General features: G+C 72.6%; 18 protein-coding genes. 10 read left to right on the plus strand and 8 right to left on the minus strand.

What is annotated here, in order from left to right:
* Positions 1–3: 3 nt before the first annotated feature.
* The 3 genes from ABEA46_RS18755 to ABEA46_RS18765 all read left to right on the plus strand — a co-directional run bounded on the left by ABEA46_RS18755 (position 4) and on the right by ABEA46_RS18765 (position 6,400).
* Entirely contained in the window at positions 4–2,820 is a 2,817-nt protein-coding gene (locus tag ABEA46_RS18755) for an ABC transporter permease (protein WP_345546726.1), read from the plus strand.
* A gap of 148 nt (positions 2,821–2,968) precedes the next feature.
* Positions 2,969–4,774, plus strand: a complete 1,806-nt coding sequence (locus tag ABEA46_RS18760; protein ID WP_345546818.1) for a DEAD/DEAH box helicase — start codon at positions 2,969–2,971, stop codon at positions 4,772–4,774.
* A gap of 267 nt (positions 4,775–5,041) precedes the next feature.
* Positions 5,042–6,400 carry a coiled-coil domain-containing protein gene (locus ABEA46_RS18765; RefSeq protein WP_345546727.1) on the plus strand — a complete coding sequence of 453 codons (1,359 nt, stop codon included), beginning with the start codon at positions 5,042–5,044 and terminating at the stop codon, positions 6,398–6,400.
* A gap of 250 nt (positions 6,401–6,650) precedes the next feature.
* Here the strand turns inward: ABEA46_RS18765 and ABEA46_RS18770 are convergent, their stop codons facing one another.
* Positions 6,651–7,124 (minus strand): DUF1772 domain-containing protein, encoded by a 474-nt coding sequence (locus ABEA46_RS18770; RefSeq protein WP_345546728.1) that lies wholly within the window; start codon positions 7,122–7,124, stop codon positions 6,651–6,653.
* Between the two features lie 61 nt (positions 7,125–7,185).
* On the opposite strand from ABEA46_RS18770, the gene ABEA46_RS18775 reads away from it, so the two are divergent.
* Positions 7,186–7,758, plus strand: coding sequence for a TetR/AcrR family transcriptional regulator (locus tag ABEA46_RS18775; protein ID WP_345546730.1), 573 nt, complete (start codon positions 7,186–7,188; stop codon positions 7,756–7,758).
* 48 nt (positions 7,759–7,806) lie between these two features.
* On the opposite strand, the gene ABEA46_RS18780 is transcribed toward ABEA46_RS18775, so the two are convergent.
* Positions 7,807–9,099, minus strand: coding sequence for an MFS transporter (locus ABEA46_RS18780; protein WP_345546732.1), 1,293 nt, complete (start codon positions 9,097–9,099; stop codon positions 7,807–7,809).
* A gap of 8 nt (positions 9,100–9,107) precedes the next feature.
* Positions 9,108–10,319, minus strand: coding sequence for an amidohydrolase family protein (locus ABEA46_RS18785; protein ID WP_345546734.1), 1,212 nt, complete (start codon positions 10,317–10,319; stop codon positions 9,108–9,110).
* A gap of 145 nt (positions 10,320–10,464) precedes the next feature.
* On the opposite strand from ABEA46_RS18785, the gene ABEA46_RS18790 reads away from it, so the two are divergent.
* Positions 10,465–11,964 carry a chlorohydrolase family protein gene (locus ABEA46_RS18790; RefSeq protein WP_345546736.1) on the plus strand — a complete coding sequence of 500 codons (1,500 nt, stop codon included), beginning with the start codon at positions 10,465–10,467 and terminating at the stop codon, positions 11,962–11,964.
* On the plus strand, positions 11,961–12,635 hold the full coding sequence (locus ABEA46_RS18795) for a GntR family transcriptional regulator (RefSeq protein WP_345546738.1): 675 nt from the start codon (positions 11,961–11,963) through the stop codon (positions 12,633–12,635). Before ABEA46_RS18790 ends, ABEA46_RS18795 begins: the two co-directional genes overlap by 4 nt.
* A gap of 110 nt (positions 12,636–12,745) precedes the next feature.
* Here the strand turns inward: ABEA46_RS18795 and hpf are convergent, their stop codons facing one another.
* The 5 genes from hpf to mtrA all read right to left on the minus strand — a co-directional run bounded on the left by hpf (position 12,746) and on the right by mtrA (position 18,397).
* Positions 12,746–13,405 (minus strand): ribosome hibernation-promoting factor, HPF/YfiA family, encoded by a 660-nt coding sequence (gene hpf / locus ABEA46_RS18800; RefSeq protein WP_345546740.1) that lies wholly within the window; start codon positions 13,403–13,405, stop codon positions 12,746–12,748.
* 89 nt (positions 13,406–13,494) lie between these two features.
* Positions 13,495–14,202 carry a ComF family protein gene (locus ABEA46_RS18805; protein ID WP_345546742.1) on the minus strand — a complete coding sequence of 236 codons (708 nt, stop codon included), beginning with the start codon at positions 14,200–14,202 and terminating at the stop codon, positions 13,495–13,497.
* Between the two features lie 91 nt (positions 14,203–14,293).
* The gene (locus tag ABEA46_RS18810) at positions 14,294–15,997 is read right to left on the minus strand and encodes an LpqB family beta-propeller domain-containing protein (protein WP_345546744.1); all 1,704 of its coding nucleotides are present in this window, start codon (positions 15,995–15,997) and stop codon (positions 14,294–14,296) included.
* Entirely contained in the window at positions 15,994–17,709 is a 1,716-nt protein-coding gene (mtrB, locus tag ABEA46_RS18815; protein WP_345546746.1) for an MtrAB system histidine kinase MtrB, read from the minus strand. The genes ABEA46_RS18810 and mtrB overlap by 4 nt, the downstream gene beginning before the upstream one ends.
* 7 nt (positions 17,710–17,716) lie before the next feature.
* Positions 17,717–18,397: an MtrAB system response regulator MtrA gene (gene mtrA / locus ABEA46_RS18820; RefSeq protein WP_345546748.1), complete on the minus strand. Its 681-nt coding sequence runs from the start codon at positions 18,395–18,397 to the stop codon at positions 17,717–17,719.
* Between the two features lie 342 nt (positions 18,398–18,739).
* On the opposite strand from mtrA, the gene ABEA46_RS18825 reads away from it, so the two are divergent.
* From ABEA46_RS18825 to ABEA46_RS18840, 4 genes are read left to right on the plus strand one after another with little or no spacing between them, the layout of a single operon-like run.
* A complete protein-coding gene (locus tag ABEA46_RS18825) occupies positions 18,740–20,059 on the plus strand; it encodes a DUF7847 domain-containing protein (RefSeq protein WP_345546749.1) in 1,320 nt (439 codons plus the stop codon).
* Positions 20,050–20,727 carry a DUF4129 domain-containing protein gene (locus ABEA46_RS18830; RefSeq protein ID WP_345546750.1) on the plus strand — a complete coding sequence of 226 codons (678 nt, stop codon included), beginning with the start codon at positions 20,050–20,052 and terminating at the stop codon, positions 20,725–20,727. The genes ABEA46_RS18825 and ABEA46_RS18830 overlap by 10 nt, the downstream gene beginning before the upstream one ends.
* Complete coding sequence (locus tag ABEA46_RS18835) at positions 20,724–21,923, plus strand: DUF4350 domain-containing protein (RefSeq protein ID WP_345546752.1); 1,200 nt, start codon at positions 20,724–20,726, stop codon at positions 21,921–21,923. Before ABEA46_RS18830 ends, ABEA46_RS18835 begins: the two co-directional genes overlap by 4 nt.
* Positions 21,920–22,996 carry an AAA family ATPase gene (locus ABEA46_RS18840; protein ID WP_425563224.1) on the plus strand — a complete coding sequence of 359 codons (1,077 nt, stop codon included), beginning with the start codon at positions 21,920–21,922 and terminating at the stop codon, positions 22,994–22,996. The genes ABEA46_RS18835 and ABEA46_RS18840 overlap by 4 nt, the downstream gene beginning before the upstream one ends.
* The last annotated feature ends 3 nt before the right edge of the window (positions 22,997–22,999 follow it).

Here is a 22,999-nt window from a genome sequence, read left to right on the forward strand (position 1 = left end):
GGAGTGCTCGACGCCCCCGTCGCGGCCCCCGCGACGGAGTCGATGGATGCCGCGCCCCGGCGCCGCCCGTCCGCGTGGGCCCGCTGGCGTGTGGCATTGCGCCTCGCCCGGCGGCAGGTGTGGCGCGCGAAGGGCGCGAGCGCGCTGGTGGTGGCGCTCGTCGCACTGCCGGTCGCGGGCCTCACGGCCGCGGCGATCGTGTGGCAGAGCCACGTGCCGACGGCGCAGCAGAGCGCGATCCTCGAACTCGGGCGCAACGCGGCGTGGTTCGAGGCCCTCGACAACGCCGACCCGACCCGGGTGCAGGCCGTCGATCAGCCGTGGGACAACGACGTCGAGCGCTCTGCCGACGGGAACCCGACGCATGACGGCGGACCGGTGCCGGGCGATCCGTCCGGTCTGCTGCCACCCGGTACCGAGCTGCTCACGGTCGTCGAGGGGCAGTCGGGCGTCGAGACCGCGGGCGGCGTCGGCTGGCTCACGGCCGTCTCGGGCGACGTGTGGGCGCCGTCGTTCGCGGGAAAGTACCTCGTGCTGGACGGCGCCGTCCCGACCGGCGCCGACCAGATGATGGCGAGTCCCGGTGCGCTGGAGCGCATCGGGGCGAGCATCGGCGACCGGGTGCGGTTCGTCGACCACGACCGCACGCTCACCGTCACCGGCACGCTTCGCGAGGTGCGCAACGAGCCGACGCTCGCCGTCCTGTACGTGCCCGAAGCCGCGGTCGCGCTCGTCGGCGACGGCTACACGCGCTGGTACGCCCCGGACTGGCAGCCCGACCTGGCCGGTCTGGCGGAGCTCAACCGCGGCGGATACGTCTCCTTCGCCCACGACCTCGCCGTGGACCCGCCGCCGGGTGCCCGTCTGTCGACCTACGCGAACGGGCAGCTCGACATCGCGGGCGTGATCACGCTGGGCGCGCTCATCGCCGCGTTCAGCGGCTACATCGTCGTGCTGCTCTCGGGCGCGGCGTTCTCGGTGGCGGCACGCCGACAGCAGCGCGCCCTGGCGATGACCGCGAGCGTCGGCGCCACGCGCGGCGATGTGTTCCGGATCGTGCTGCTGCAGGGCACGGTGCTGGGGCTCGGCGGCGCCGCCGCCGGCACGCTGATCGGCGGCGCGGCCGCCGCTCTGTTCCTCGTTCTGACCGACCGTGGCGCCGCCGGCTCGTTCTGGGGCAACTTCGGCTACCGGGTGCCCTGGGCACTGCTCGCCGCGATCGTGGCGTTCGCGGTCGTCGTCGGAACGCTGGCGGCGATCATGCCCGCGCATCGTGCCACGAAGGGGGATGTGCTCGGCGCCTTGCGCGGCGCGCGGCGTCCGGCCGACCTGCGACCGCGCCGACCGCTGTTCGGGCTCCTCGTGATGGGCACCGGCCTCGCCGCGACGATCCTGGGCGCACTCGTCATGGCGGCCGAGATCGCCGCCACGTCGGCCGGCGACTACAGCGCGTGGTTCTATGCCGCGGTGTGGGCAGTGGTGCTCGGGCCCTTCGTGTTCCAGATCGGCTTGCTCATCCCCTCGCACTGGGTGCTGGTGCAGCTGTCGCGACCGCTCGCCCGGTTGGGCCTGGCCCCACGCCTCGCGAGCCGGGATGCCGCCGCCACGCCCTCGCGCGTGGTCCCCGCATTCGCGGTGATCGGCGCGTGCGTGTTCGCCGCGTCGGTGGCGGTGTCGGCGACGGCGCTCAGCGCGGGAGCGAGCGCGCGCGGGCACTACTACTCCGCCCCGGTGGGCGCGCTCGTGGTGACGATGTGGCAGCAGGGCGACGACTCCTCCGAAGCGCTGCTCGCCGCGGCGGAGGATCTCGTGGCCGACACCGATCCCGCTGCGACCGTCACGGTGTCGTCGCCGGCGTGGCCGGCCGTCGACGCCGACGGTGCGCCGCTGACGCCCGACGTCCACGCGTACGGCGTCGCGCGACAGCGCTACAGCCAGTGCGTCGGCGACGCCTGCCTGCAGCCGTACGACCAGGCCTCGGGCGTGCCGTACGTCGTCGATCCGGACGAGGTGGCGACCCTGCTGGGCACGGACCCGGGCGACGCGGCGCTGCAGGCGATGACCGAGGGCGCCGCTCTCGTCGCCGAGCCCGACTTCGTCGACGATGACGGCGAGGTGATCGTCACCGAGTGGGAGCCGCAGTCGTACGACGAGCTGATGGCCGCCAACGACGCCACGGACGCGAAGCCCGTCGCCCGCCATCGACTGGACGCGGTGATCGTCGATGTCGGCCATCTGCAGTCGTTCGCGGTGCTGGTCTCGCCCGCCACGGCGGCCGCGCTCGGCATGCCCGTGACCCCGACGCAGCTCATTGCCACGTACGACGCCCCGCTGGTGCAGGACGCGATCGACCGCATCACGGCCGAGTCGCAGGATCTGCGAGTGGGTCCGAGCGCGGGCGTCGGCGCCTTCGTCGAACCCGGTCCGGGTGAGGTCGCCCCCTGGCTGTGGCTGATCGTCGGGGTCGCCATCGCGCTGGTCGCCGGCGCGAGCGCCGTCGCGCTGGGCCTCGCGCGCGTCGAACGCCGCCCCGACGATGCGACGCTCGCCGCGATCGGCGGCGGGCAGCGGCTGCGCCGCAACGTGAACGCGTGGCAGGCGATGGTCATCGCCGGCATCGGCACCCTGGTCGGCACCGCTGCCGGGTACGTGTCGATGTGGGGCTTCGCCACCGCGAACGCGACCTACTACGACGTCGCCGACATGCCGTGGCTGTGGCTGGGCGTCCTGGCGCTGGGCCTGCCCGCCGCGATCGTACTGGCCGCGTGGCTGGTGCCGCCGCGGCATCCCGATCTCACCCGTCGCACCGTGATCACGTGATCCGGAGCGGAACGGATGCCGCCGCCCGGGGTCGGCGCGCGGCCGGGCACGCGGCATCCTGTCGTCTCCCAGGCGGTCCCCGCTACGCTTAACTGTGCACACGAACGCCGACCAGATCGAAGACGAGGCTCAGACCGAGCCCGCAGCGATGACCTTCTCAGACCTCGGGCTCAGCGCGCCAGTCCTCAAGGCGCTGAAGGACATCGGCTACGAGACGCCTTCGGCGATCCAGGCGGCGACCATCCCGACCCTCCTCGCCGGACGCGATGTCGTCGGCATGGCGCAGACCGGAACCGGCAAGACCGCCGCGTTCGCGCTGCCCATCATCGACCGGCTCGACCTGTCGCAGAAGACCCCGCAGGCGCTCGTGCTCGCCCCCACGCGCGAGCTCGCGCTGCAGGTGTGCGAGGCGTTCGAGAAGTACGCGGCCCACCTGAAGGACGTGCACATCCTTCCCGTCTACGGCGGGCAGGGCTACGGCGTGCAGCTGTCGGCGCTGCGTCGCGGCGTGCACATCGTCGTCGGCACCCCCGGTCGCATCATCGACCACCTCGAGAAGGGCACGCTCGACCTGTCGGAGCTGCAGTACCTCGTGCTCGACGAGGCCGACGAGATGCTGAAGATGGGCTTCGCCGAGGACGTCGAGACGATCCTCGCCGACACCCCCGACAGCAAGCAGGTCGCACTGTTCTCGGCGACCATGCCCGCGACGATCCGCCGCATGTCGAAGCAGTACCTCAACGATCCCGAAGAGATCACGGTCAAGGCGAAGACGCAGACTTCGTCCAACATCTCGCAGCGCTACCTCATCAGCGCGTGGCAGCAGAAGATGGACGCCCTCACGCGCATCCTCGAGGTCGAGAACTTCGACGGCATGATCGTGTTCGGCCGCACCCGCAGCGTCACCGAGGAGATCGCCGAGAAGCTCCGCGCCCGCGGCTACTCCGCCGCCGCCATCAACGGCGACATCGCCCAGCCGCAGCGCGAGAAGACGGTGAACCAGCTGAAGTCGGGCAAGCTCGACATCCTGGTGGCGACCGACGTCGCCGCGCGCGGACTCGACGTCGAGCGCGTCTCGCACGTCGTCAACTACGACATCCCGACCGACGCCGAGTCCTACGTGCACCGCATCGGCCGCACCGGCCGTGCCGGCCGCTCCGGCGACGCCATCAGCTTCGTGACGCCTCGCGAGCGCGGGCTCGTGAAGATGATCGAACGCGCCACCCGCCAGGAACTGACCGAGATGTCGCTGCCCAGCGTCGACGAGGTCAACGTGACCCGGTTGTCACGCTTCGACGACCGCATCACGGCGGCCCTCGACGAGACGGCGCGCATCGACGCCTTCCGCGACATCGTCGCCCACTACGTGCGCAACCACGACGTGCCCGAGGCCGACGTCGCCGCGGCCCTCGCCGTCGTCGCGCAGGGCGACACCCCACTGCTCCTCGAGCCCGACCCGGAGCCCGCTCCGCGCCGCGAGCGCACCGACCGCCCCGACCGGGGCGACCGTTCGGACCGCGGTGGCTACGGCGACCGCGGAGACCGCCCCGAGCGCCGCACGCCGCGCGAGGGCTTCGCGACCTACCGCATCAACGTCGGCAAGCGCCAGCGCGTCGAGCCCCGCCAGATCGTCGGCGCCCTCGCCAACGAGGGCGGCCTGCGTCGCGACGACTTCGGCGCGATCAAGATCATGCCCGACTTCTCGCTCGTCGAGCTGCCGGCCGACCTGCCGCACGGCACGCTCGACCGCCTTGCCGACACCCGCATCTCGGGCCAGCTCATCGAGCTGCGGCCGGACTCCGGTCGCCCGCAGCGCCGCACGGACGCCACGTCCCGCGGCCGCCGCGACGACCGCGGCTCGGGCGACCGGGGCGGCTACGGCGACCGCGGCAGCCGCGGCTCGTACCGCGACTCGGGCGACCGCAAGCCGCGTCACAAGCGCGACGCCGACTGACGCGTTCGCCCTTCACCCGTTGGGGTTGGGGCGCATGGACTCCCTTGGGGTGCACATCGTGCGCCCCAAGGGAGTTTTTGCGCCCCAAACCGGATGGGGGCTCACGCCGGACGCCGGGGCTTCGCGCCCGCGATCTGCGCGTGCGGGCAGCAGCGAGCGGCGGCGTCCCTCCCCCGCATCCCGAGGATCCGGACGCTCTGGGCGAACATTCCCCCGCGGCGGGCGTCCGCCTCAGCCCGCTCACAGCCGCGCCCATAGGATCGATACATGGCCGGATTCTGGGGCAGACGCAAGCGCGAGCAGGAAGAGCTGACCGCACAGGACGCGGATCTCGCGCGCCGTGCGCAGCAGGCGCTGGTGGCCGCCGACGAGCGGATCCGTCTGACAACCGACGAGCTCGCCTTCGCCGACGCCGAACTCGGCCCCGGCGCCACGAAGGACCTCCGCGAGGCGCTGGACTCGGTGCGCACGCACCTGCAGGAGGCCTTCCAGCTGCACCAGCTGAACCACGATGACATCCCTGACACGCCTGAGGAGCTGCGCACCCGCAACGCGCGCATCGTCCAGCTGTGCGAGTGGGCCGAGGACCTCCTCGACGACCGCACCGAGGCGCTCGCGGCGCCGATCGAGCGGGCGCGTCGCGCTCCCGAGATCATCGCGAAGATCCGGGCGGATGCCGCACGCCTGCGTCTCGCCCTTCCCGATGCCCGAGCGACCGTCGACCGCCTGTCGGCCCGCTACGCGACGGGCGCGCTCGCCCAGATCTCCGCGAACCCGGCCGAGGCCGAGCAGCTGCTGGGCTTCGCCGAGCACAGCGCCGGCGTCGCCGAGCGCCGGCGCGAGGCCGGCCAGCGCGAGCAGGCGAGCATGGCGCTGGAGGCCTCGATCGAGTCGGTGCGCCGCGCCGAGAAGCTGATCGACGCGGTCGAGACGTTCGAGGTCGAGGCGCTGCGCGCCGAGTCGACGCTCGCGGCCATCGTCGAGGATTCGCGCGACGACCTCATCGTCGCCCTCAAGGAACCCGCGTCGCCCGCCGTGAGCGCGGCGATCGACGAGCTGCAGGCCGCGCTGGCGGCACTGCCCGCCGGCGGCGTCAACACCGACCCGTTCGAGCAGCTGACCCGACTGCGCGAGGCCAACGCGGGGCTCGACGCCGCGATCGCGGCCGCCCGCGAACGCGCTGCGCGGCCGATCCCCCCGCTCGAGCACGTGCGGCACGCGATCGACGACGCCGACCGGCAGCTCGCCGTCACCCGCGACGTCATCGCGGGGCACCGCGGCTGGATCGGCGCCGACGCCCGCACGCGCCTCGCCGAGGCCGAGCGCGTCCGCGCCGATCTCGACCGCTACCTCGGCACGTCGGCATCCGCCGTCACCTCGATCGACGACGACCACCGCGAAGAGGCGTTCGCGATGGCGCGCCGCGCGGCGTTCCTCGCGAGCGAGGCGCTGCAGCTCGCCCAGCGCGACATCGACAACGCACGCCCTCAGCCCGACCAGTGGGGCGGCCCCGGCTACGGCCAGCGCGGCGGCTACGGCGGCCGCGGCAACGGCGGCTCCGACGTCATGGGCGGCATCCTCGGTGGCCTGGTGATCGGCAGCCTGCTCGACGGCTTCTTCGACTGACCCGCGGCCGCCGCATCCATTCGTCCCTCGCGGTGACGCCGGATCCGCGCGGCGCCTCGGGCACGCTCCGAGAATCGGAGACTGTCGCAGTTTCCGGAGCATCTGGGTCGAATGCTCCGGAAAGCATGCGATGCTCCGATCGGAGCGGCCACGGCGGGGCGATCGGGGGCGGGTGCGGAGCTGAGAACGCGAAGAAGGGATGCCTCGGCCCGGCGCATGCGCTGCGCCGAGGCATCCGGGTCCGCGACCGTCAGCCGAGGAGGATCGTGCCGCACAGGAGCAGGATCGACAGACCGAGGAGCACGGCGCGCAGCGGGATGATCGACTCCCAGCGGGCCTGCAGCGCGCGGGCATCCGCGGGCACCTCGTCGGCGAGCGCGGCCTTCGTGAGCTGCTTGTTGATGGGCGCCGAGATGCGGGCGAAGAGCGTCAGCCACACCAGGAGCAGCAGCAGGGCCAGTCCTGAGGCCGCCGCGGTGAAGGGCGTCCCCCACAGCAGTGAGAGCACGGCGACGACGGCCGTGAGCACCGTGCCCAGGATGCCGACGACCGGGAGCCGCCGATCGCCGTAGTAGTGGCCGCGGCCGGTGACCTGCACGAGGCTGCGGTCGTCGATCTCGGCGTAGACGGGCCGGAACACCACGGCCGCGACCACGTCGGTGCCGAAGATGACCGCGAGGGCCAGAATCGCGATGGTGGCGCTGAGGCCGATGATGATGTCCATGTCCGTCTCCCGATACGTTGGTGTTATCACTGCTAACAGTTAGCGGTGCTAACATAGCGACATGGTACGGACAGCGCAAGAGGCAGAGCGATTCCGCGATCGCGAGCTCCGCATCGTCACGACAGCTCGCGAGATCGCCGAGGCGGACGGCTGGCCCGCCGTCACCGTGCGCCGGCTGTCGGACGCGATCGGAGTGAGCCAGCCGATCCTGTACCGCCACTTCCCCGGCGGCCGCGACGAGATCGTCGCGCGGGTCGTGGTGCAGGGGTACGCCGACCTCGCCGACGTCATGCGCTCACCCGGGCCCGACGACGATCCCGGGCCTGCGCTCACCCGGGTGATCTCGGCCTACCTGCGCTTCGCGCGCGCGCACCCCGCCGCGTACGAGGCGATGTCGACCGCGCACACCAGTGTGGCGTTCGCCTCGAGCGACACCCCGGCGACCCTGCGGGAGGGATTCGCGATGCTCGAACGAGCCGTGGGCGGCGAGGACGAACGGGACCGGGCCGTCCGCGCCGAGCTGCTGTGGAGCCTGCTGCACGGCGCGAGCCAGTTCGCCGCGCACGACCGGCTCGATCCAGCCCTGGACGATGTGCGCGAGGACGCGATCGCGAAGCTGTTCCTGCGCAGCTGACGAGCCGTCGTCACGCAGGACCCGACCCCCGGCCGCGTCAGCGCGCGATCACCGCTCGCTGGCCACCAGGTCGACGGGCGGACGACGGGCGACGGCCCACACCGCGACGCTCAGCGCCAGCGCGATGCCGGCCATCACGGTGAAGCTCACGGTCCAGCCGCCCGACACGTCGTGCAGCAGGCCGATGAGGAGCGAGCCGACACCGGCCACGGCGAAGCCGACGCCCTGGGCGACCGCCGACACGACACCCGCCGAGGCGGGGTTGGCCGACAGACTGACGATGAGACTGATGCCGAGCGCGAACGCGGCGCTCTGGAACACGCCGAGCAGGCCGACGACGTCGACGTACTGCGAGGGGTCGGCGACGAGCAGCCACGCGTAGCCCGCCGCGACCACGATGCCGATCGCGGGGCCGAACCAGGCCAGCACGCGCGGACGGCGGGCCAGGATCGGGGTGACGAGGGTCGGCAGCAGCCCGACGATGCTGAACCACGCGAGCAGCGACCCCGCGGTCGCGGTGGACTCGCCACGGTCGATCACGAGCCGCGGCAGCCACGCCGTCACCGCGAAGTACAGCAGCGCCTGCAGGGCGAAGACTGTCGTGACGAGCGCGATCGTGCGCCCCGCACCACGTGGGACCGCCAGACGCGGGCGTTCGGAGGAACCGCCGGCCGCCGCACCCGGTCCACCCGGACCCGAGCCACCCGCACCCCGGCCTCCCGAGCCCCGTGCGGCCGCGGCCATGGCGAGGGCCGCCGCCGCAGCGAGCGCCGCCCACGCGCCGAGTGCGAGGCGCGCATCATCGCCGAACCAGGCGTACAGGGGTGCGGTGAGCCCCGCGCCGGCTGCCGCACCGGCGCCGAACGACATCGTGCTGATGCCGACCCACAGTCCGCTCGCCCCGAGCGATTTGAGATACTGCGGCACGAGGGTGCTGGCGGCCATGATCGCCGCGCCCGCGACGACGGTGCCCACCAGGAGCGAGGCCGCGCCGATCACCCGCAGCGAGAGCGCCGCCGCGAGGGCGGCCATCGTCGCGGCGAGCGCCCACGACACTCCCCAGCGGCGGGCGAGCCACGGACCGAGCGGCGCCGTGGCGCCCAGCGCGATCACCGGAAGGGTCACCAGCACCGAGGCGGCCAGGGGGTCGAGCGCGAACTGCGTCGACACCTCGTCGAGGAGGGCCGCGACCGAGGTGATGGCCGGGCGCAGGTTCACCCCGACCAGCACCACGGCCGCGAGGCCGAGGGCGCGGGCGGCACGCGAGGGTGCGGCATACACCACACCCACCGACGCTGCCGAGCCGGCCGCGGCCTCGGTCGCGTCGTGGACCGCCGGCACCCGCATCATCAGAGTCCGACGACGCGCAGGCCGTCGGCGACGACGCGACCGTCGTGCAGCACCGTGCGGTCGGCGCTGCGGTCCATGACGGCGCTCGTGGGGGTCTCGCCTTCGACGAGCACGAGGTCGGCGCGGTCGCCCACGGCGACGCCGGGACGGTCGCCGACACCCGCGACCCGCGGGGACCCGTGGCTCATGATCGACGCGCCGCCCATGGTCGCCACGGCGAGCGCGAGCTCGATGTGATCGTCGCGGCGGAAGCCGTTGACGAACGCGAGCTGCCACGTGCGGTCGAGCATGTCGCAGTTGCCGTAGGGGCTCCAGTAGTCGCGCTGACCGTCTTCGCCGAGGCCGACGCGGACGCCCGCATCGACGAGGTCGACGAGCTTCAGGTGGTTCGAGGTCGACGGCGCGATGGTGGCCATCGCGATGTCGAGCTCGGCGAACTCGTCGATGAGGCGGCGGCTGACGGCATCCGACACCGATCCCAGGTCGTAGGCGTGCGACATCGTCACCTTGCCCTGCATGCCCAGGGCACGCGTGCGCTCCAGGACCAGCTCGGTGCTGAACACGCCGAGCGCGCCGGGCTCGTGCAGGTGGATGTCGACCTCGACCTGGTACTTCTCGGCCAGGCCGAACACGATGTCGAGGTGCCTGACGGGGTCGCGGTCGAGCTGGCTGGGGTCGATGCCGCCCATCACATCGGCGCCCTGCTTGAGCGACTCCTCGAGGTACTCGACGGTGCCCTCCTCGCGCAGGATGCCGGCCTGCGGGAAGGTCATGACCTGCACATCGGCGTGGCCCCGGAACCTCTCTTTGGCGGCCATGACCGAGTCGAACTTCTCGAGCTTGCAGTCGACGTCGACCTGCGCGTAGGTGCGCACGCGGGTGGTGCCCTTCGCGATCATCTGCTCCAGCGTGCCGGCGACGATCTCGGCGTGCGGCACGTCGGTGTTGCGCCAGTTGTTCCGGTCGTTGAGCATCATGCCCCACACCCCCGGCGCACCGGTGTGCGCACGGAACGGCAGACCGATGCGCGACGAGTCGAGGTGCACGTGCACATCGCTGAACGACGGGATCGCGAGGCGCCCACGGCCGTCGATGTCGGTCGCACCGGCAGCGGCAGCGGCGTCGTGCGGACGGATGGCGACGATGCGGTCGCCCTCGATCACGATGTCAGAGGCCTCTGCGCCCCACGGTCGCACGTTCCGGATGATCACGTCTGGTGCCTTTCGATGACGAATGGATGCCGCATCCCATCGCGGCTGGATCCTCTCATGGTATACCAAACTGTCATGGAGGTCGCTAGAGTCGAGTCCATCAGCCCTTCTATGTCCTGTTGGGATACCAGTGGAGTCCTCACCCATGCGCACCCTCCTCACCGCCGACCACGTCATCGCCTTCGACGGCACGGGCCACACCGAGCTGCGCGACGGCGCCGTGCTCGTCGACCAGGACCGCATCGTGTGGGTCGGGCCACGGGCATCCTCTCCCCCGGCGACGGCAGACCGCGTGGACGAGCGCATCGAGCTGGGCCCGGCCGTGCTCATGCCGGGCCTCATCGACCTCGATGCGCTGACCGACGTCGACCACCTCCTGCTGGACTCGTGGTCAGATGCCGCACAGGCGAAACGGCTCACGTGGTCCGAGGACTACTTCGACCGGCGCCGGCATGTCTTCACCGAGGCCGAGCGGCGGCGGGTGCGCGAGGTCGCTCTCGTGCAGCTGGCCCTCCACGGCATCACCAGCTACATGCCGATCGCCTCCGAGGTGCACTCGGAGTGGGCGGAGTCGGCGGACGACTTCTTCGCCATGGCGGACTTCTCCCGCCGGCTCGGCCTGCGCGGGTTCCTCGGTCCGTCCTATCGCTCCGGCGTCGGCGTGGTGACCGCCGACGGCCGCCGGGATGTCCGCTTCGACGAGCAGGCCGGACGCGACGGCCTGGACGATGCGATCCGCTTCGTCGACGGCATCCGCGACCTCGACGACCCGCTGCTGACGGGCGTGTTCCTCCCCTGCCGCATCGAGACGCTCACCCCCGCGCTCATGGCTGCCACCGCGGCGGCGGCCGACGAGCGCGGCGCGCTCGTGCGCATCCACGCGTTGCAGGGAGAGTTCGAGCGCAGCTACATCCAGGCGACGTACGGCCGCACGCCGCTGGAGCACCTCGCGGCGCACGGACTGCTGCACGACCGCGTCATCGTGCCTCACGGCACCGTGATCGACGTGAACCCGCGCGTGCACGGCGAGGACCGCGGCGACCTCGCCCGCCTCGCCGCGGCCGGCGTCGCGATCGTGCACTGCCCGCTCACGAACGCCCGCTACGGCTCCGAGCTGGTCACCCTCTCGCGATACCGCGACGCCGGCATCGTGTTCGCGCTGGGCACCGACTCCTTCCCGCCCGACCTCGTCCGCGGCATCGACACCGGCGTCTCAGCTGCCAAGTTGCAGCACGGCGACACCGCCGCCGGCGACGTCGCCGCGTACGTGGATGCCGCCACTCTCGGCGGCGCGGCGGCCCTGCATCGCCCCGATCTCGGCCGCATCGCGGTCGGCGCGACCGCGGATCTCACGGCGTTCCGCCTGGACGATGTGCGCATGGGCGCCGTCGACGATCCGCTGCGGACCCTGGTGCTCGCGGGCACGGCGCGGGACGCGTGCCTCACGATGGTGGGCGGACGCGTCGTGATGCGGGACGGAGAGATCCCCGGCATCGACCTCGCCGAGGTGCGCCGCGACATGCAGGCGCTGTTCGACACGATGCGAGAGGCCTACGGCGAGCGCGACCGCTACCGTGGCACCGCAGGCGAGCTGTTCCCGCCCGTATACCCGATCGCGGACGCCACGCTCACGGAGGACGAATGACCACGATCCCCACGACCGACGAGGGCGCCGAGGCGCTGGCCGACGGCGTCTACGGGGCGCTGCTGCGTGACATAGTCGCCGACCAGCTGCGACCGGGCACCTGGCTCAAGGAGCGCGACCTGTCGGAGCGCTACGGGGTCTCACGCGTCCCGGTGCGCCAGGCGCTGCACCGGCTCGAATCCGAGGGGTTCGTCCAGGCGTCGCCCCGCCGCGGCGCCGTCGTCTCGCCGGTCGGCCCTCACGACATCGCGGAGCTGTTCGACGCGCGGCTGTGCATCGAGCCGTTCGCGGCACGGCAGGCGGCGCTGCGCGTCGCCGGAGGCGCTCCGTGCGACCGCCTGACCGGGCTGCTGGCGGCATCCGAGACGAGCTTCGCCGAGGGCGATGACCGCGACGGCATCGCCCTCAACCTGACGTTCCACGCCGAAGTGGTGGAGCTCTCGGGCAACTCGCTCCTCGCACGCAGCCTCCAGCCGATGCTCGGACGCATGGAGTGGATCTTCCGCCGCACCAGCAGCGCCGGCGAACCCGACCAGCTGCGCGAGCACCGGGCCCTCCACGACGCGATCCTGTCGGGCAACGGCGACCTCGCCGCCGCCATCGCCTACGCCCACATCGAACGCGGCCGGATTCCCGCGCTCGAGGCGGTCGGGCCGCTGCCGGCATCCTGAGCCCCGGCATCCTTCCGCCCTGCCCAGAACACCTCTTGTCGGCAGCGGTGGGACCGCCCCGGACACACGCGTCGGGCGCGGCCATTGCGGCCGCGCCCGACGGATGCCGATCAGGAAGCGAGCTCTTCGGGCTGCGCCTGGGTCGTCAGCGAGATGACACCGTAGTCCCACCCCTTGCGCCGGTAGACCACGCTCGGGTGGTCGGTGCGGACGTCGATGAACAGGAAGAAGTCGTGGCCGACCAGCTCCATGCGGTCGACGGCCTCTTCGACCGCCATCCACTCGGGCTGGAACTCCTTGGTGCGGATGACGACGGGCGAGTAGCCCTCCTCCTCCTCGTTGCCGGTGATGATGGGGATCTCGCCGGTCGCGACGGCACGCAGGACGTCGGCAGACGCGGGCTGCAGATCGATGCCCTCGATCGCGCCGCTGCCCTTCTCGAACTTGGCGCCGCGCGGGTGGTTGCGGGCATCCACGCGCTTGTCCTTCGCGCGCCGCAGCTGCTCGCACAGCTTGTCGACGGCGAGGTCCAGCGCGGTGAACTTGTCGCCGTCCGTGGCCTCGGCCCGGACGACCGGTCCCCTGCCGTCGACGGTGAGCTCCACCGTCTCGTCACCCGGGCGCCCGTTGCGATAGGCACGGTGGGTGACCTTGATGTCCACGCGCTGCGCGCGCGGAGCGAGGGTCGCGATGCGGGTGGCCTTCTCTTCGACGACCGAGCGGAAGCGATCCGAAATACCCACTCCCACGCCGACGATGCTGGTTTCCATCCCCTGACCTCCTTGTTCCGGTCCTCCCGGTCAAGGGCGGACCTTCAGTCGCCTTGTGCCCCCCACCGTAGCCGCGCGTTCCGGGTCTGTCACCTGTGAGTTTGGAACGTGTCCGGTCCACGTTCACCGAGACGTGCGAACCGCCGCGGCGTGGCGCCGACCGTCGCCGCGCCGAGCACTTCTGCACCCGCGGACCGCAGCGCGCGGGCCGCCTCGGCGAGGCTCGCACCCGTCGTCACGACGTCGTCGACCAGCAGCACCCGCATCCCCGAGAGGTCGCCGCGGGCGACGAGGCTGCCCTCGACGTTGCGGCGGCGGGCGTCGCGTCCGAGCCCGCGCTGGTCCCCGGTGCGGCGGGCGTGACGCAGTGGCCGGGTCGCTCGGCGCCCGGCACGGCGCAGCAGAAGCTCGGGCAGCCGGAAGCCGCGACGCCGGTACGCGGCACGCGACGTCGGCATCGGCACGAGGGCCACCGCCCCCGGCAGTCCCGTCTCGGCGCACTCCAGCGCGGCACGCAGGGCGGGCGCCACGGCGCGCACGAGCCCGGTGCGCCCCTCTTCTTTGACCGCGCGCACCACGCGCGCCGCGACACCGTCGAACGCCAGCCCGCTCCACACCGGGATGCTGCCGCCCGGCGCATCGATCACCTGCCGCCGCGGCGTCGGAGCGAGCAGCAGCGCGCACCGCTCGCACAGCACCACGTCCGGTTCGTCGCAGCCCGCGCACGACACCGGCAGCAGCAGCGCCAGCGCGTCCGCACAGGCCGATCGAACGGTGAGCAGGAGGGCGGATGGCATGTGCCCAGCCTGCGGCGGCGGGCGGCGGCATCCCCTCGTCCACGCGCGATCTGTGGACGGATGCCGCCCGCCGGCGGCCTGGGGAGGAAGCCTACTGCGGTTGGCCCTGCTGCGTCGCGAGCACGAGCACGCCGGTGGCTGTCGGCTGCCAGGCCGTGCCGCGCTTGACGAACAGGGTGCCGTCGTCGGCGCGCAGCCGGAGGCTCGAGATGCCGGTGCCGCCGGCGATCGAGGTCATTCCGCTCGTCGCCGACGATGTGACGGTCGGACCGCCCACCGGCTGCTCGACGACGATCGCCGCGTCGTCGCCCGCTGCCAGCACACCGACGGTGGCGTCGTCGATCCAGGTGACACCTTCGGCCGGACCGCCCACGATCGCCAGCGGGATCGACGGTCCGAGCTTGACCGGCACGACGCCGTCGGCGTCGCGCACGACGCCGGCCACCCACAGCACGGTGCGTCCGCCCGAGGTGACGGTCGCGGCCATGCGGGTGCCGTCGCGCGACAGAGCGATCGCGCTCACCGCGGTGGCGTCGGGCCAGGCGTCGGCCACGTCGATGGCGTCGGTGCTCTGCGGCGAATACGCGTGCAGTGCCGCGGGCTGGTCCTTCGGCACGCTCCAGACGTAGCCGAAGTCGTCGACCGTCGGATCCACGAGCCCCGCCCGGTTGTCGAGCACCGTGGCATCGGAGCCCGAGGTGATGCGCGCGACCTCGCCGCCCGGGAGCGTGACAGCGGCGACATCGTGCTCGGCACCGACCTGCACCGAGGTCGGTGCCGCGGCGACGATGGCCGGCGAGAGTCCGGCGATCTGGTTGATCTCGTCGCCCGACAGGAAGCCGAAGCCGTCCTCGGTGAGCACGAGGGGCGCCGCCGGCACACGGGTCGACCGCACGGCGACGGGTGACGCGTCGACCGGCGTGGAGTTCACGCGCATCACGACGTCCGACACGCCCGCGGCACGCAGGCTCTCGCGCAGCTGGGTCTCCATGCGGTCGAGCGCTGTCGAGTTCGCGCTCAGCAGCGAGTCCTCGTCGAAGTCGACGACCGCGACCCCGCTCTCGTCGACCGGCACCGAGGCGACGGCGGTGGCCCCGTCGGGGAACGCCGACTTCACGGATTCGGCGAGCCACTCGCTCTTCGGGTCGTTGACGAGAGCGACCGAGATCCAGGTCGGCGCCTTCACCACCGGGAACCACCGCACGTCGGGGACGAGGTACTGCCACGTCGGGTCGAAGTACATCAGCGAGTAGCGGTGGAACACCTGCGGGAACTGGCCCTCGTCGAGCCAGATGCCGTCTGGTGCCGCCGTGATGCGCCATTCGCCGTCGGCCTGCTTCGCCAGGCGGAACTCCTGCGAGTTCGCCGGCAGCTCCGCGCGATGGTACGAGCCGTTGTCGTCGACGTCGGCGATGGACTCGTACGAGAACGTGACAGTGCCCTCATCGGCGTCCGACTCGGCGTAGTCGCGTTCCGAGCGCTCGTCCACCCTGACGGTGGCCCTCGGGTTCCACACGTCCTTCAGCTCGGGTGCCAGGAACTCCTGTGCGACAGCCCAGCCGCCGTCGACGCCCGGGCCCGATCCTGCGTCGATGAAGCCCTCGACGATCTGCTCCGGCGTCGCGCCCGGCTGCGGCCGGTTGGGGATGAACGTCACCGTCTGCGACCCGCCGGTGTCTTCGCCGGTCGCGAGGCCGTAGCGGATGTACCCGCTGTCGGGGAAGCCCGCGCAGCCGGTGACGAGCACCGCGCACAGCGCGAGGATGACGGCCAGGATGCCGCGGCTCCGGGTCATGACGCTCCTCCTGGGCCGCCGGCATCCACGTCCCCGGTCCCGGGACGCGGAAGCTCGATGGGCTCGGTCAGCCCGAGCTCCTCCAGCCCGGGGCCGACGTCGTCACCCGGGTCGACGGGGATCGGCAGCTGGCCGGTCAGCGCCGCCTCGGCCTTGCGCGGCAGCGTGAGCACGAAGTTCGTGCCGCGGCCGAGCTCAGACCATACCGCGAGCTCGCCGCCGTGCAGCTTCGCGTCGCCGAGGGCGATCGACAGCCCGAGGCCGGTGCCCCCGATGGTGCGCTTGCGCGACGGGTCGGCCCGCCAGAACCTGTCGAACACGTGCTCGACGTCGCCGGCCTTCATGCCCATGCCGTAATCGCGGACGCCGATCGCGACGGCCTGCTGGTTGCTGTCGACGGTGACGACGATCGGGCGCGCCTCGCCGTGCTCGATCGCGTTGCCGAGCAGGTTGCGCACGATGCGGCGCACGCGGCGGGCGTCCATGTCGACCGGGGAGTATCCGCCGGGGGCGACGAGCCGCACGTCCGAGCCGTGCTGGTCGGCGAGCTGCTGCATCGAGCCGATGACGTCCTCGGCGAGGTGAGCGAGGCTCGTGGGCTCGAGCTCGAGCTGCACGGACCCCGCGTCGTAGCGGCTGATCTCGAGCAGGTCGGTGAGCAGCACCTCGAACCGCTGCACCTGCGCGTTCAGCAGCTCGGCGGCCCGCGCGGTCGCGGGGTCGAACTCCTCGCGCTGGTCGTTGATCATGTCGGCGGCGAGGCGGATCGTCGTCAGCGGCGTGCGCAGCTCGTGCGACACGTCCGACACGAAGCGCTGCTGCACGAGCGACAGGTCGGCGAGCTCCTTGATCTGCGACTCCATGCTGTCGGCCATCGCGTTGAACGAGCGGCCGAGGGTCGCCAGCTCGTCCTCGCCGCGCACTTCCAGGCGCACGTCGAGCTGGCCGGCGGCCAGACGAGCACTCGTATCGGCCGCCTCGCTGATGGGCGTGGTGACCGAGCGCAGCACGAACCACGCGATGCCGCTGATGAGCAGCACGAGCCCGATGCCGACGATCCACAGCGTGCCCTGCACGAAACCGAGGGTCTGCGGCGCGTTCGCGAGATCGTAGGCGAGGTACAGCTCGTACGACGCGACGCCCTGGATGTCGAGCTGCTGGCCGACCATGATGCCCGGGGTCGTGCCGCCGTCGCCGTCGGGCAGCGCGATCGGCTGCCAGATCTGCCGCTCCGGGTTGTTGCGCACCTGCTCGCGCATCGCGGGCGTCAGGAGCGGATCGATCACGCCCTCGGCCGTCGAGAAGTCCTGCGGCGCGTTGGCCACGGGCGGGCCGATGCGGTACGCGGCGATCATCTGCGCCGACGACTGGTCGCGCAGCGCGGTGAAGGCGAGCGTCATCACGCTCTGCATCTGCACGGCCTCGGACTGCACCGCCGCGTCGAGGGTGCGCTGCGCGGCGGAACGCGCCTGCTCGGCGTCGCCGAGCACCTGCTCCTGCCGCGACGTGTACAGGTCGTTCTGGATCTGCAGCGCCATCCACACGCACGCCACGACCACCGCGAGCACGGTGAGGCCGATCGTCACCAGGAGCGTCCGGAACCGCAGCGACCGCCGCCACAGCGCCGCGATGTTGCCCGGCCACGCACGCCACAGCCGCCAACCGGTCAGGGGCGTGCGGGTCGCGTTCACCCCCGTGATCGGGGCCGTCATGGTGCGCTCAGACGACGGCGCCGGCGCGGTACCCCACGCCGCGCACCGTCGTCACGATCTTGGGATTGTCGGGGTCCTTCTCGACCTTGGCGCGCAGGCGCTGCACGTGCACGTTCACGAGGCGCGTGTCGGCCTTGTAGTGGTAGCCCCACACCTGCTCCAGCAGCATCTCGCGCGAGAACACCTGCTGCGGCTTCGAGGCGAGCGCGACGAGCAGCTCGAACTCCAGCGGAGTGAGCGCGATGGGCGCGTCGCCCCGTCGCACCTCGTGCGCGGCGACGTCGACGGTCAGGTCGCCGATGCGCAGCGTGTCGCCCGCCGGCTGGGCCGCGGGACGCAGGCGGGTGCGGATGCGCGCGACGAGCTCCTTCGGGTTGAAGGGCTTCACGATGTAGTCGTCGGCGCCCGACTCCAGGCCCTTGACCACGTCGGCGGTGTCGGTGCGCGCGGTGAGCATGATGATCGGGATGCCGGACTCGGCGCGGATGAGCGTGCAGATCTCGATGCCGTCCATGCCGGGGAGCATCAGGTCGAGCAGGATCAGATCCGGCCGCTCGGTGCGCCAGGCCTCGACCGCCTGGGCGCCGTCGGCGCAGAAGACGGTCTCGAATCCCTCGGTGCGCAGCACGATGCCGATCATCTCGGCCAGGGCGGTGTCGTCGTCGACCACCAGGATGCGTGAAGTCATCGCGCGCGTTCGTTCCTTCTCTCCAGGCACGGGCAGAGCCTTCGCCTTCCCCATGCGCTCCCCACAGAGTAGTCGACGCACCCTGGAGAGCGGCCGAACCGCGCGTCGGGCCGGTGTTGCGGCATCCGTTCCGCATCGCCTCGCGATCCGAGAACCGGACTTTCACACGGTTTCCGGATGCCGGCGGCCGGGGAATCCGAAAAGCCCAGGCCTCTCCGAATTCCGGATCGACCGGACCGGCGTGACGGGCGCGGCGGGGCGGGCGGGCGATGTGGAACGATGGGACGCAAGCGACCCGCACCGCCGCGCCCGGCAGCGCGGCAGCCGACGGAAGGGGACCTCGTGACCGCGTATCCGGCCTGGACACCGGCCTCTCGCCCCGGGATCATCCCGCTGCATCCGCTGACGTTCGGCACGATCCTCGGGCGGTCGTTCTCGGCGCTGCGGCAGAACCCGCGCGTGCTGCTCGGCTTCGCCCTCGTCGTGCAGACAATCGCCTACCTCGTCGTGCTGCTCGCCGTCGCCGGCGTGATGTGGGCCTCGTTCTCGCGACTGGACACGCTGGTCGAGGGCACCGAGGAGTACAACACCGTGCTCGCCGGCTCGATCGGACTCGTCGCGGTCACCGGATTCGTGCTCGGCCTCGCCGCCGGCGCGCTGAGCGTCATCGTGCAGGGCATCGTCGTGCTCGAGGTCACCCACGCGGCGGTCGCCGAGAAGCTGACCCTCGGCGCCCTGTGGCGCCAGCTCAGGCCCATCGCGTGGCGCCTCGTGGGCTACTCGCTGCTCGTGGTCCTCGCCGTGGGCGCGCTCATCGCGATCGTCGTCCTCGGCATCGTGGGGATCGCCGTCGTCGCGCCGCCCGCCGCGATCGTGCTCACGATCCTGCTGATCATCGCGGCGATCCCGCTGACGTGGTGGCTGATGATCAAGCTGCTGCTGGTCCCGTCGGCGATCATCGTCGAGCACGCGACGATCCTGCAGGCGCTGTCGCGCTCGTGGACGCTCACCCGTCGCCGGTTCTGGCCGGTCCTCGGCATCGTCCTCGTGATCAGCGTCATCTTCGGCGCCATCGGACAGGTCGTGAGCCTGCCGTTCGGGTTCCTCTCGGCCGGTCTCACCACGATCATTGCCCCGACCGGCGCCGACGAGCCGACCGCCATCATCGGCCTGATCGTCACCGCGCTGCTGACGCAGGTCGTGACGCTGCTGCTGCAGTCCGTCGCCGTCGTCGTGCAGTCCACCGCCACGGCGCTCATCTACATCGACTGCCGCATGCGTCGCGAAGGTCTCGACCTCGACCTGCTCGCGTACGTCGAGCGAAGGGATGCCGGCGTCACCGCACTCGCCGACCCGTACCGCGAGCACGTCGGGCGCGAGATCGCACCGCGCGGCTGGGCAGGCGCACCGGGCTATGCCCCCGGGTACGCGCCGGGGTACCCGGCGTATGCGCCGTACCCGGCTCAGGGCGCATACCCCGCCCAGGGCGCGTACCCGGCTCAGGGCGTCTACCCCGCCCGGAGCGGGGACGCGGTGCCGGAGGCGGCCTCCTCCGCGCAGCCCGCGCCGCCTCAGGGCGAGCCCGCCCCGCCGTCGCCGACGACCTGGGCGGCTCCGGGTGCTACCGAGCCCGACGCCGACCGCGGTTCGCCGTGGTCCTGACCCGCGCGCTGAGCGCCGTCCTGGCGGCGTCCGACGACGGGCCGCCGCTCACGCCCGACGGCGACGAGGCGCGCCGCTGGGCCGAGGATGAGCTGTCGAAGCCGGCCTATGACATCGCCGAGCCGACGCCGTTCGACCGGATCGCGCGCGCGATCGGCGACTTCATCGCCTCGCTGTTCGACCCGCAGGTGTCGGGCGGCTGGGGCTCGGTGCTGGCGATCGTGGCGACCGTCGTGGTCGTCATCGTGATCGTCGCGGCGTTCCTGGTGTGGGGCATGCCGCGCGTGACGCGCCGCGCCGCCGCGCGCACGCCGCTGCTGTTCGGCGAGCCGGAGCATCGCTCGGCGGCAGCGCTCCGCGCCGCGGCGGAGGATCGTGCCCGCGTCTCCGACTGGGATGCCGCGGTCGTGCTGCGCTTCCGCGCGCTCGCCCGCGGCTGTTTCGAGCGCGGCGTCGTGGACCCGCCGCCCGGAGCGACGGTGCACGGCTTCGCCCGCGCTGCCGCTCGTGTGTTCCCGCAGCTGGCCGCACGCCTCGAAGCCGCCGCCGCCGCGTTCGACGATGTGCGCTACCTGCGTCGCCCCGGCACCGCCGAGGTGTACCGGCTCGTCGCGTCGGTCGACGACGAGGTGGCCGCCGCGAGGCCCGTCCAGGCGGTGCCCGCGTGACAGCGACGATCCCCGGCTCCTCCGTCCACGACACGCCCACGGTACCGGCGCCGTCGCGCCGGCGGCGCATCGGCGCGTGGATCGCGATCGGGGTGGCCCTGCTCGTCGTCGGCGGCGTCGGCGGCGCGATCTCGGCCGCGAACCAATGGGCCGCACACGAGGCCCTCGACCCGGAGTCCGCCGGGCCCACGGGCACCCGCGCCCTCGCCGAGGTGCTGCGCTCCCACGGCGTCGAGGTCAGGGTCGAGCGCTCACGCGCCGCCGCCGCGGCCGACCTCGCGGGCGCTCCCGCGACACTCGTGCTGCCCGACTCCCCCGCCCTGTCGGACGACGCCGTCGCGGAGCTCGTGGATGCCGCGACCGACGTCGTGCTGGTCGAGCCGCGCTCGCGCACCCTCGAGCTGCTGCTGCCGGGTTCGGCGATGGCGGGGGTCGCCCCGGGCGACGCCGTCGATCCGGGGTGCGAGGTGGCCGAGGCGGAGCGCTCCGGTGCGATCTCCCCGGGTGCGCTCTACACGCCGGGGCCCGACGCCGTCGGCTGTTACGGCGTCGACGGCGGATCCGGGCTGCTCGTGCAGGACGACGGCGGCCACCGCATCGCCGCGGTGGACGGCGGGGCGCTCTTCACGAACGAGCACCTCGCCGACGACGGCAACGCCGCGCTGGCCGCCAACCTGATGGGGCGGCATCCACTCGTCGTCTGGTACGTGCCGAGCACCGCAGACACCGACCTCGCCGGCACCGACCCGACCCTCGGCCAGCTCACGCCGCCGTGGGTGAGCCCGGTCATCGTGCTGCTGCTGATCGCCGGCGTCGCCGCCGGCGTGTGGCGCGGCCGCCGGTTCGGCCCCCTCGTCGCCGAGCGGCTGCCGGTGACCGTGCGGGCCTCCGAGACGACCGAGGGCCGCGCCCGACTGTACGCGCGGGCGCACGATCCGCTGCACGCCGCGGACCGGCTGCGCCTCGGGACGCTGCGGCGCCTCGCGGCGCTGCTCGGACTCAGTGCGAACGCCGCCGCCGGCGACATCTCCGACGCCGCGGCCGGGCGCCTCGGCGCGGACCGCACGGCCGTGCGCGGCATCCTGCTCGACGACATCCCCCGCAGCGACGCCGACCTCGTCGCCCTGAGCACCCGACTGCGAGATATGGAGGACGCCGTGCACGCGGCCGTCCGCCCCGAGAGGAGCCCCCGATGACGGACCACCCCGCGACCCCGACGCCCGACGGTGCGGTGCCGGAAGGCGCCGCCGCCGCGACCGCGTTCGGCGAGCCCGGCGCACTGTCGTACGGTGCCGCGTCGCCGGCCGCGCCGCTCGACGACACCGCTCTGCGCGAGGCCATGAACCGCGTTCGCGTCGAAGTCGGCAAGGCCGTCGTCGGGCAGGACGGCACGGTGACGGGCCTGCTCATCGCGCTGCTCGCGCGCGGCCACGTGCTGCTGGAGGGTGTGCCGGGCGTCGCCAAGACGCTGCTCGTCCGCGCGTTCTCGACAGCGCTGGGGCTGGACACCAAGCGCATCCAGTTCACGCCCGACCTCATGCCCGGCGACGTGTCGGGATCGCTCGTGTACGACGCGCGCACCGGCGAGTTCGAGTTCCGTGAAGGCCCGGTCTTCACCAACGTCGTGCTCGCCGACGAGATCAACCGCACGCCGCCGAAGACGCAGGCGGCGCTGCTGGAGGCGATGGAGGAGCGCCAGGTGTCGACCGACGGCGTGACGAGGCCGCTCCCCGACCCGTTCCTCGTCGCGGCCACGCAGAACCCGATCGAGCACGAGGGCACGTACACGCTCCCCGAGGCGCAGCTCGACCGGTTCCTCCTGAAGCTCATCGTCGAGGTGCCCGCGCGCGACGCCGAGCTCGCGGTGCTGCGCCGCCACGCGAGCGGCTTCGATCCGCGCGATCTCGCCGCAGCCGGTCTGCAGCGCGCGGCGATCGCCGACGAGATCCGCGCCGCGCAGCGCGCCGCGGCGTCGGTCACGGTGTCGGACGACGTGCTCGGGTACGTCGTCGACCTCGCCCAGGCGACCCGCCGCAGCCCGTCCGTGCAGCTCGGCGTCAGCCCGCGCGCCGCGACGGCGCTGCTGGCCGCCGCGAAGGCGTGGGCGTGGCTGGGGGGCTACCCCGCGATCACGCCCGACCACGTGCAGACCATGCTCGTGCCGACGTGGCGCCACCGCATCCGGCTACGGCCCGACGCCGAGCTCGAAGGAGTGTCGGTCGACGCGGTGCTCGGCTCGGTGCTGCAGCAGACCCGCGTGCCCATCTGATCC

The sequence above is a fragment of the Microbacterium jejuense genome (genome assembly GCF_039544225.1).
In the GTDB taxonomy this organism is placed as follows: Bacteria; Actinomycetota; Actinomycetes; order Actinomycetales; family Microbacteriaceae; genus Microbacterium; species Microbacterium jejuense.

Bases quoted from the DNA above. Each gene is read 5' to 3' on its own strand.
- ABEA46_RS18760 (WP_345546818.1), top strand. From the start codon at position 2,969: ATGACCTTCTCAGACCTCGGGCTCAGCGCGCCAGTCCTCAAGGCGCTG.
- ABEA46_RS18765 (WP_345546727.1), top strand. From the start codon at position 5,042: ATGGCCGGATTCTGGGGCAGACGCAAGCGCGAGCAGGAAGAGCTGACC.
- ABEA46_RS18770 (WP_345546728.1), bottom strand. From the start codon at position 7,124: ATGGACATCATCATCGGCCTCAGCGCCACCATCGCGATTCTGGCCCTC.
- ABEA46_RS18775 (WP_345546730.1), top strand. From the start codon at position 7,186: ATGGTACGGACAGCGCAAGAGGCAGAGCGATTCCGCGATCGCGAGCTC.
- ABEA46_RS18790 (WP_345546736.1), top strand. From the start codon at position 10,465: ATGCGCACCCTCCTCACCGCCGACCACGTCATCGCCTTCGACGGCACG.
- ABEA46_RS18795 (WP_345546738.1), top strand. From the start codon at position 11,961: ATGACCACGATCCCCACGACCGACGAGGGCGCCGAGGCGCTGGCCGAC.
- hpf (WP_345546740.1), bottom strand. From the start codon at position 13,405: ATGGAAACCAGCATCGTCGGCGTGGGAGTGGGTATTTCGGATCGCTTC.
- ABEA46_RS18805 (WP_345546742.1), bottom strand. From the start codon at position 14,202: ATGCCATCCGCCCTCCTGCTCACCGTTCGATCGGCCTGTGCGGACGCG.
- ABEA46_RS18810 (WP_345546744.1), bottom strand. From the start codon at position 15,997: ATGACCCGGAGCCGCGGCATCCTGGCCGTCATCCTCGCGCTGTGCGCG.
- mtrB (WP_345546746.1), bottom strand. From the start codon at position 17,709: ATGACGGCCCCGATCACGGGGGTGAACGCGACCCGCACGCCCCTGACC.
- mtrA (WP_345546748.1), bottom strand. From the start codon at position 18,397: ATGACTTCACGCATCCTGGTGGTCGACGACGACACCGCCCTGGCCGAG.
- ABEA46_RS18840 (WP_425563224.1), top strand. From the start codon at position 21,920: ATGACGGACCACCCCGCGACCCCGACGCCCGACGGTGCGGTGCCGGAA.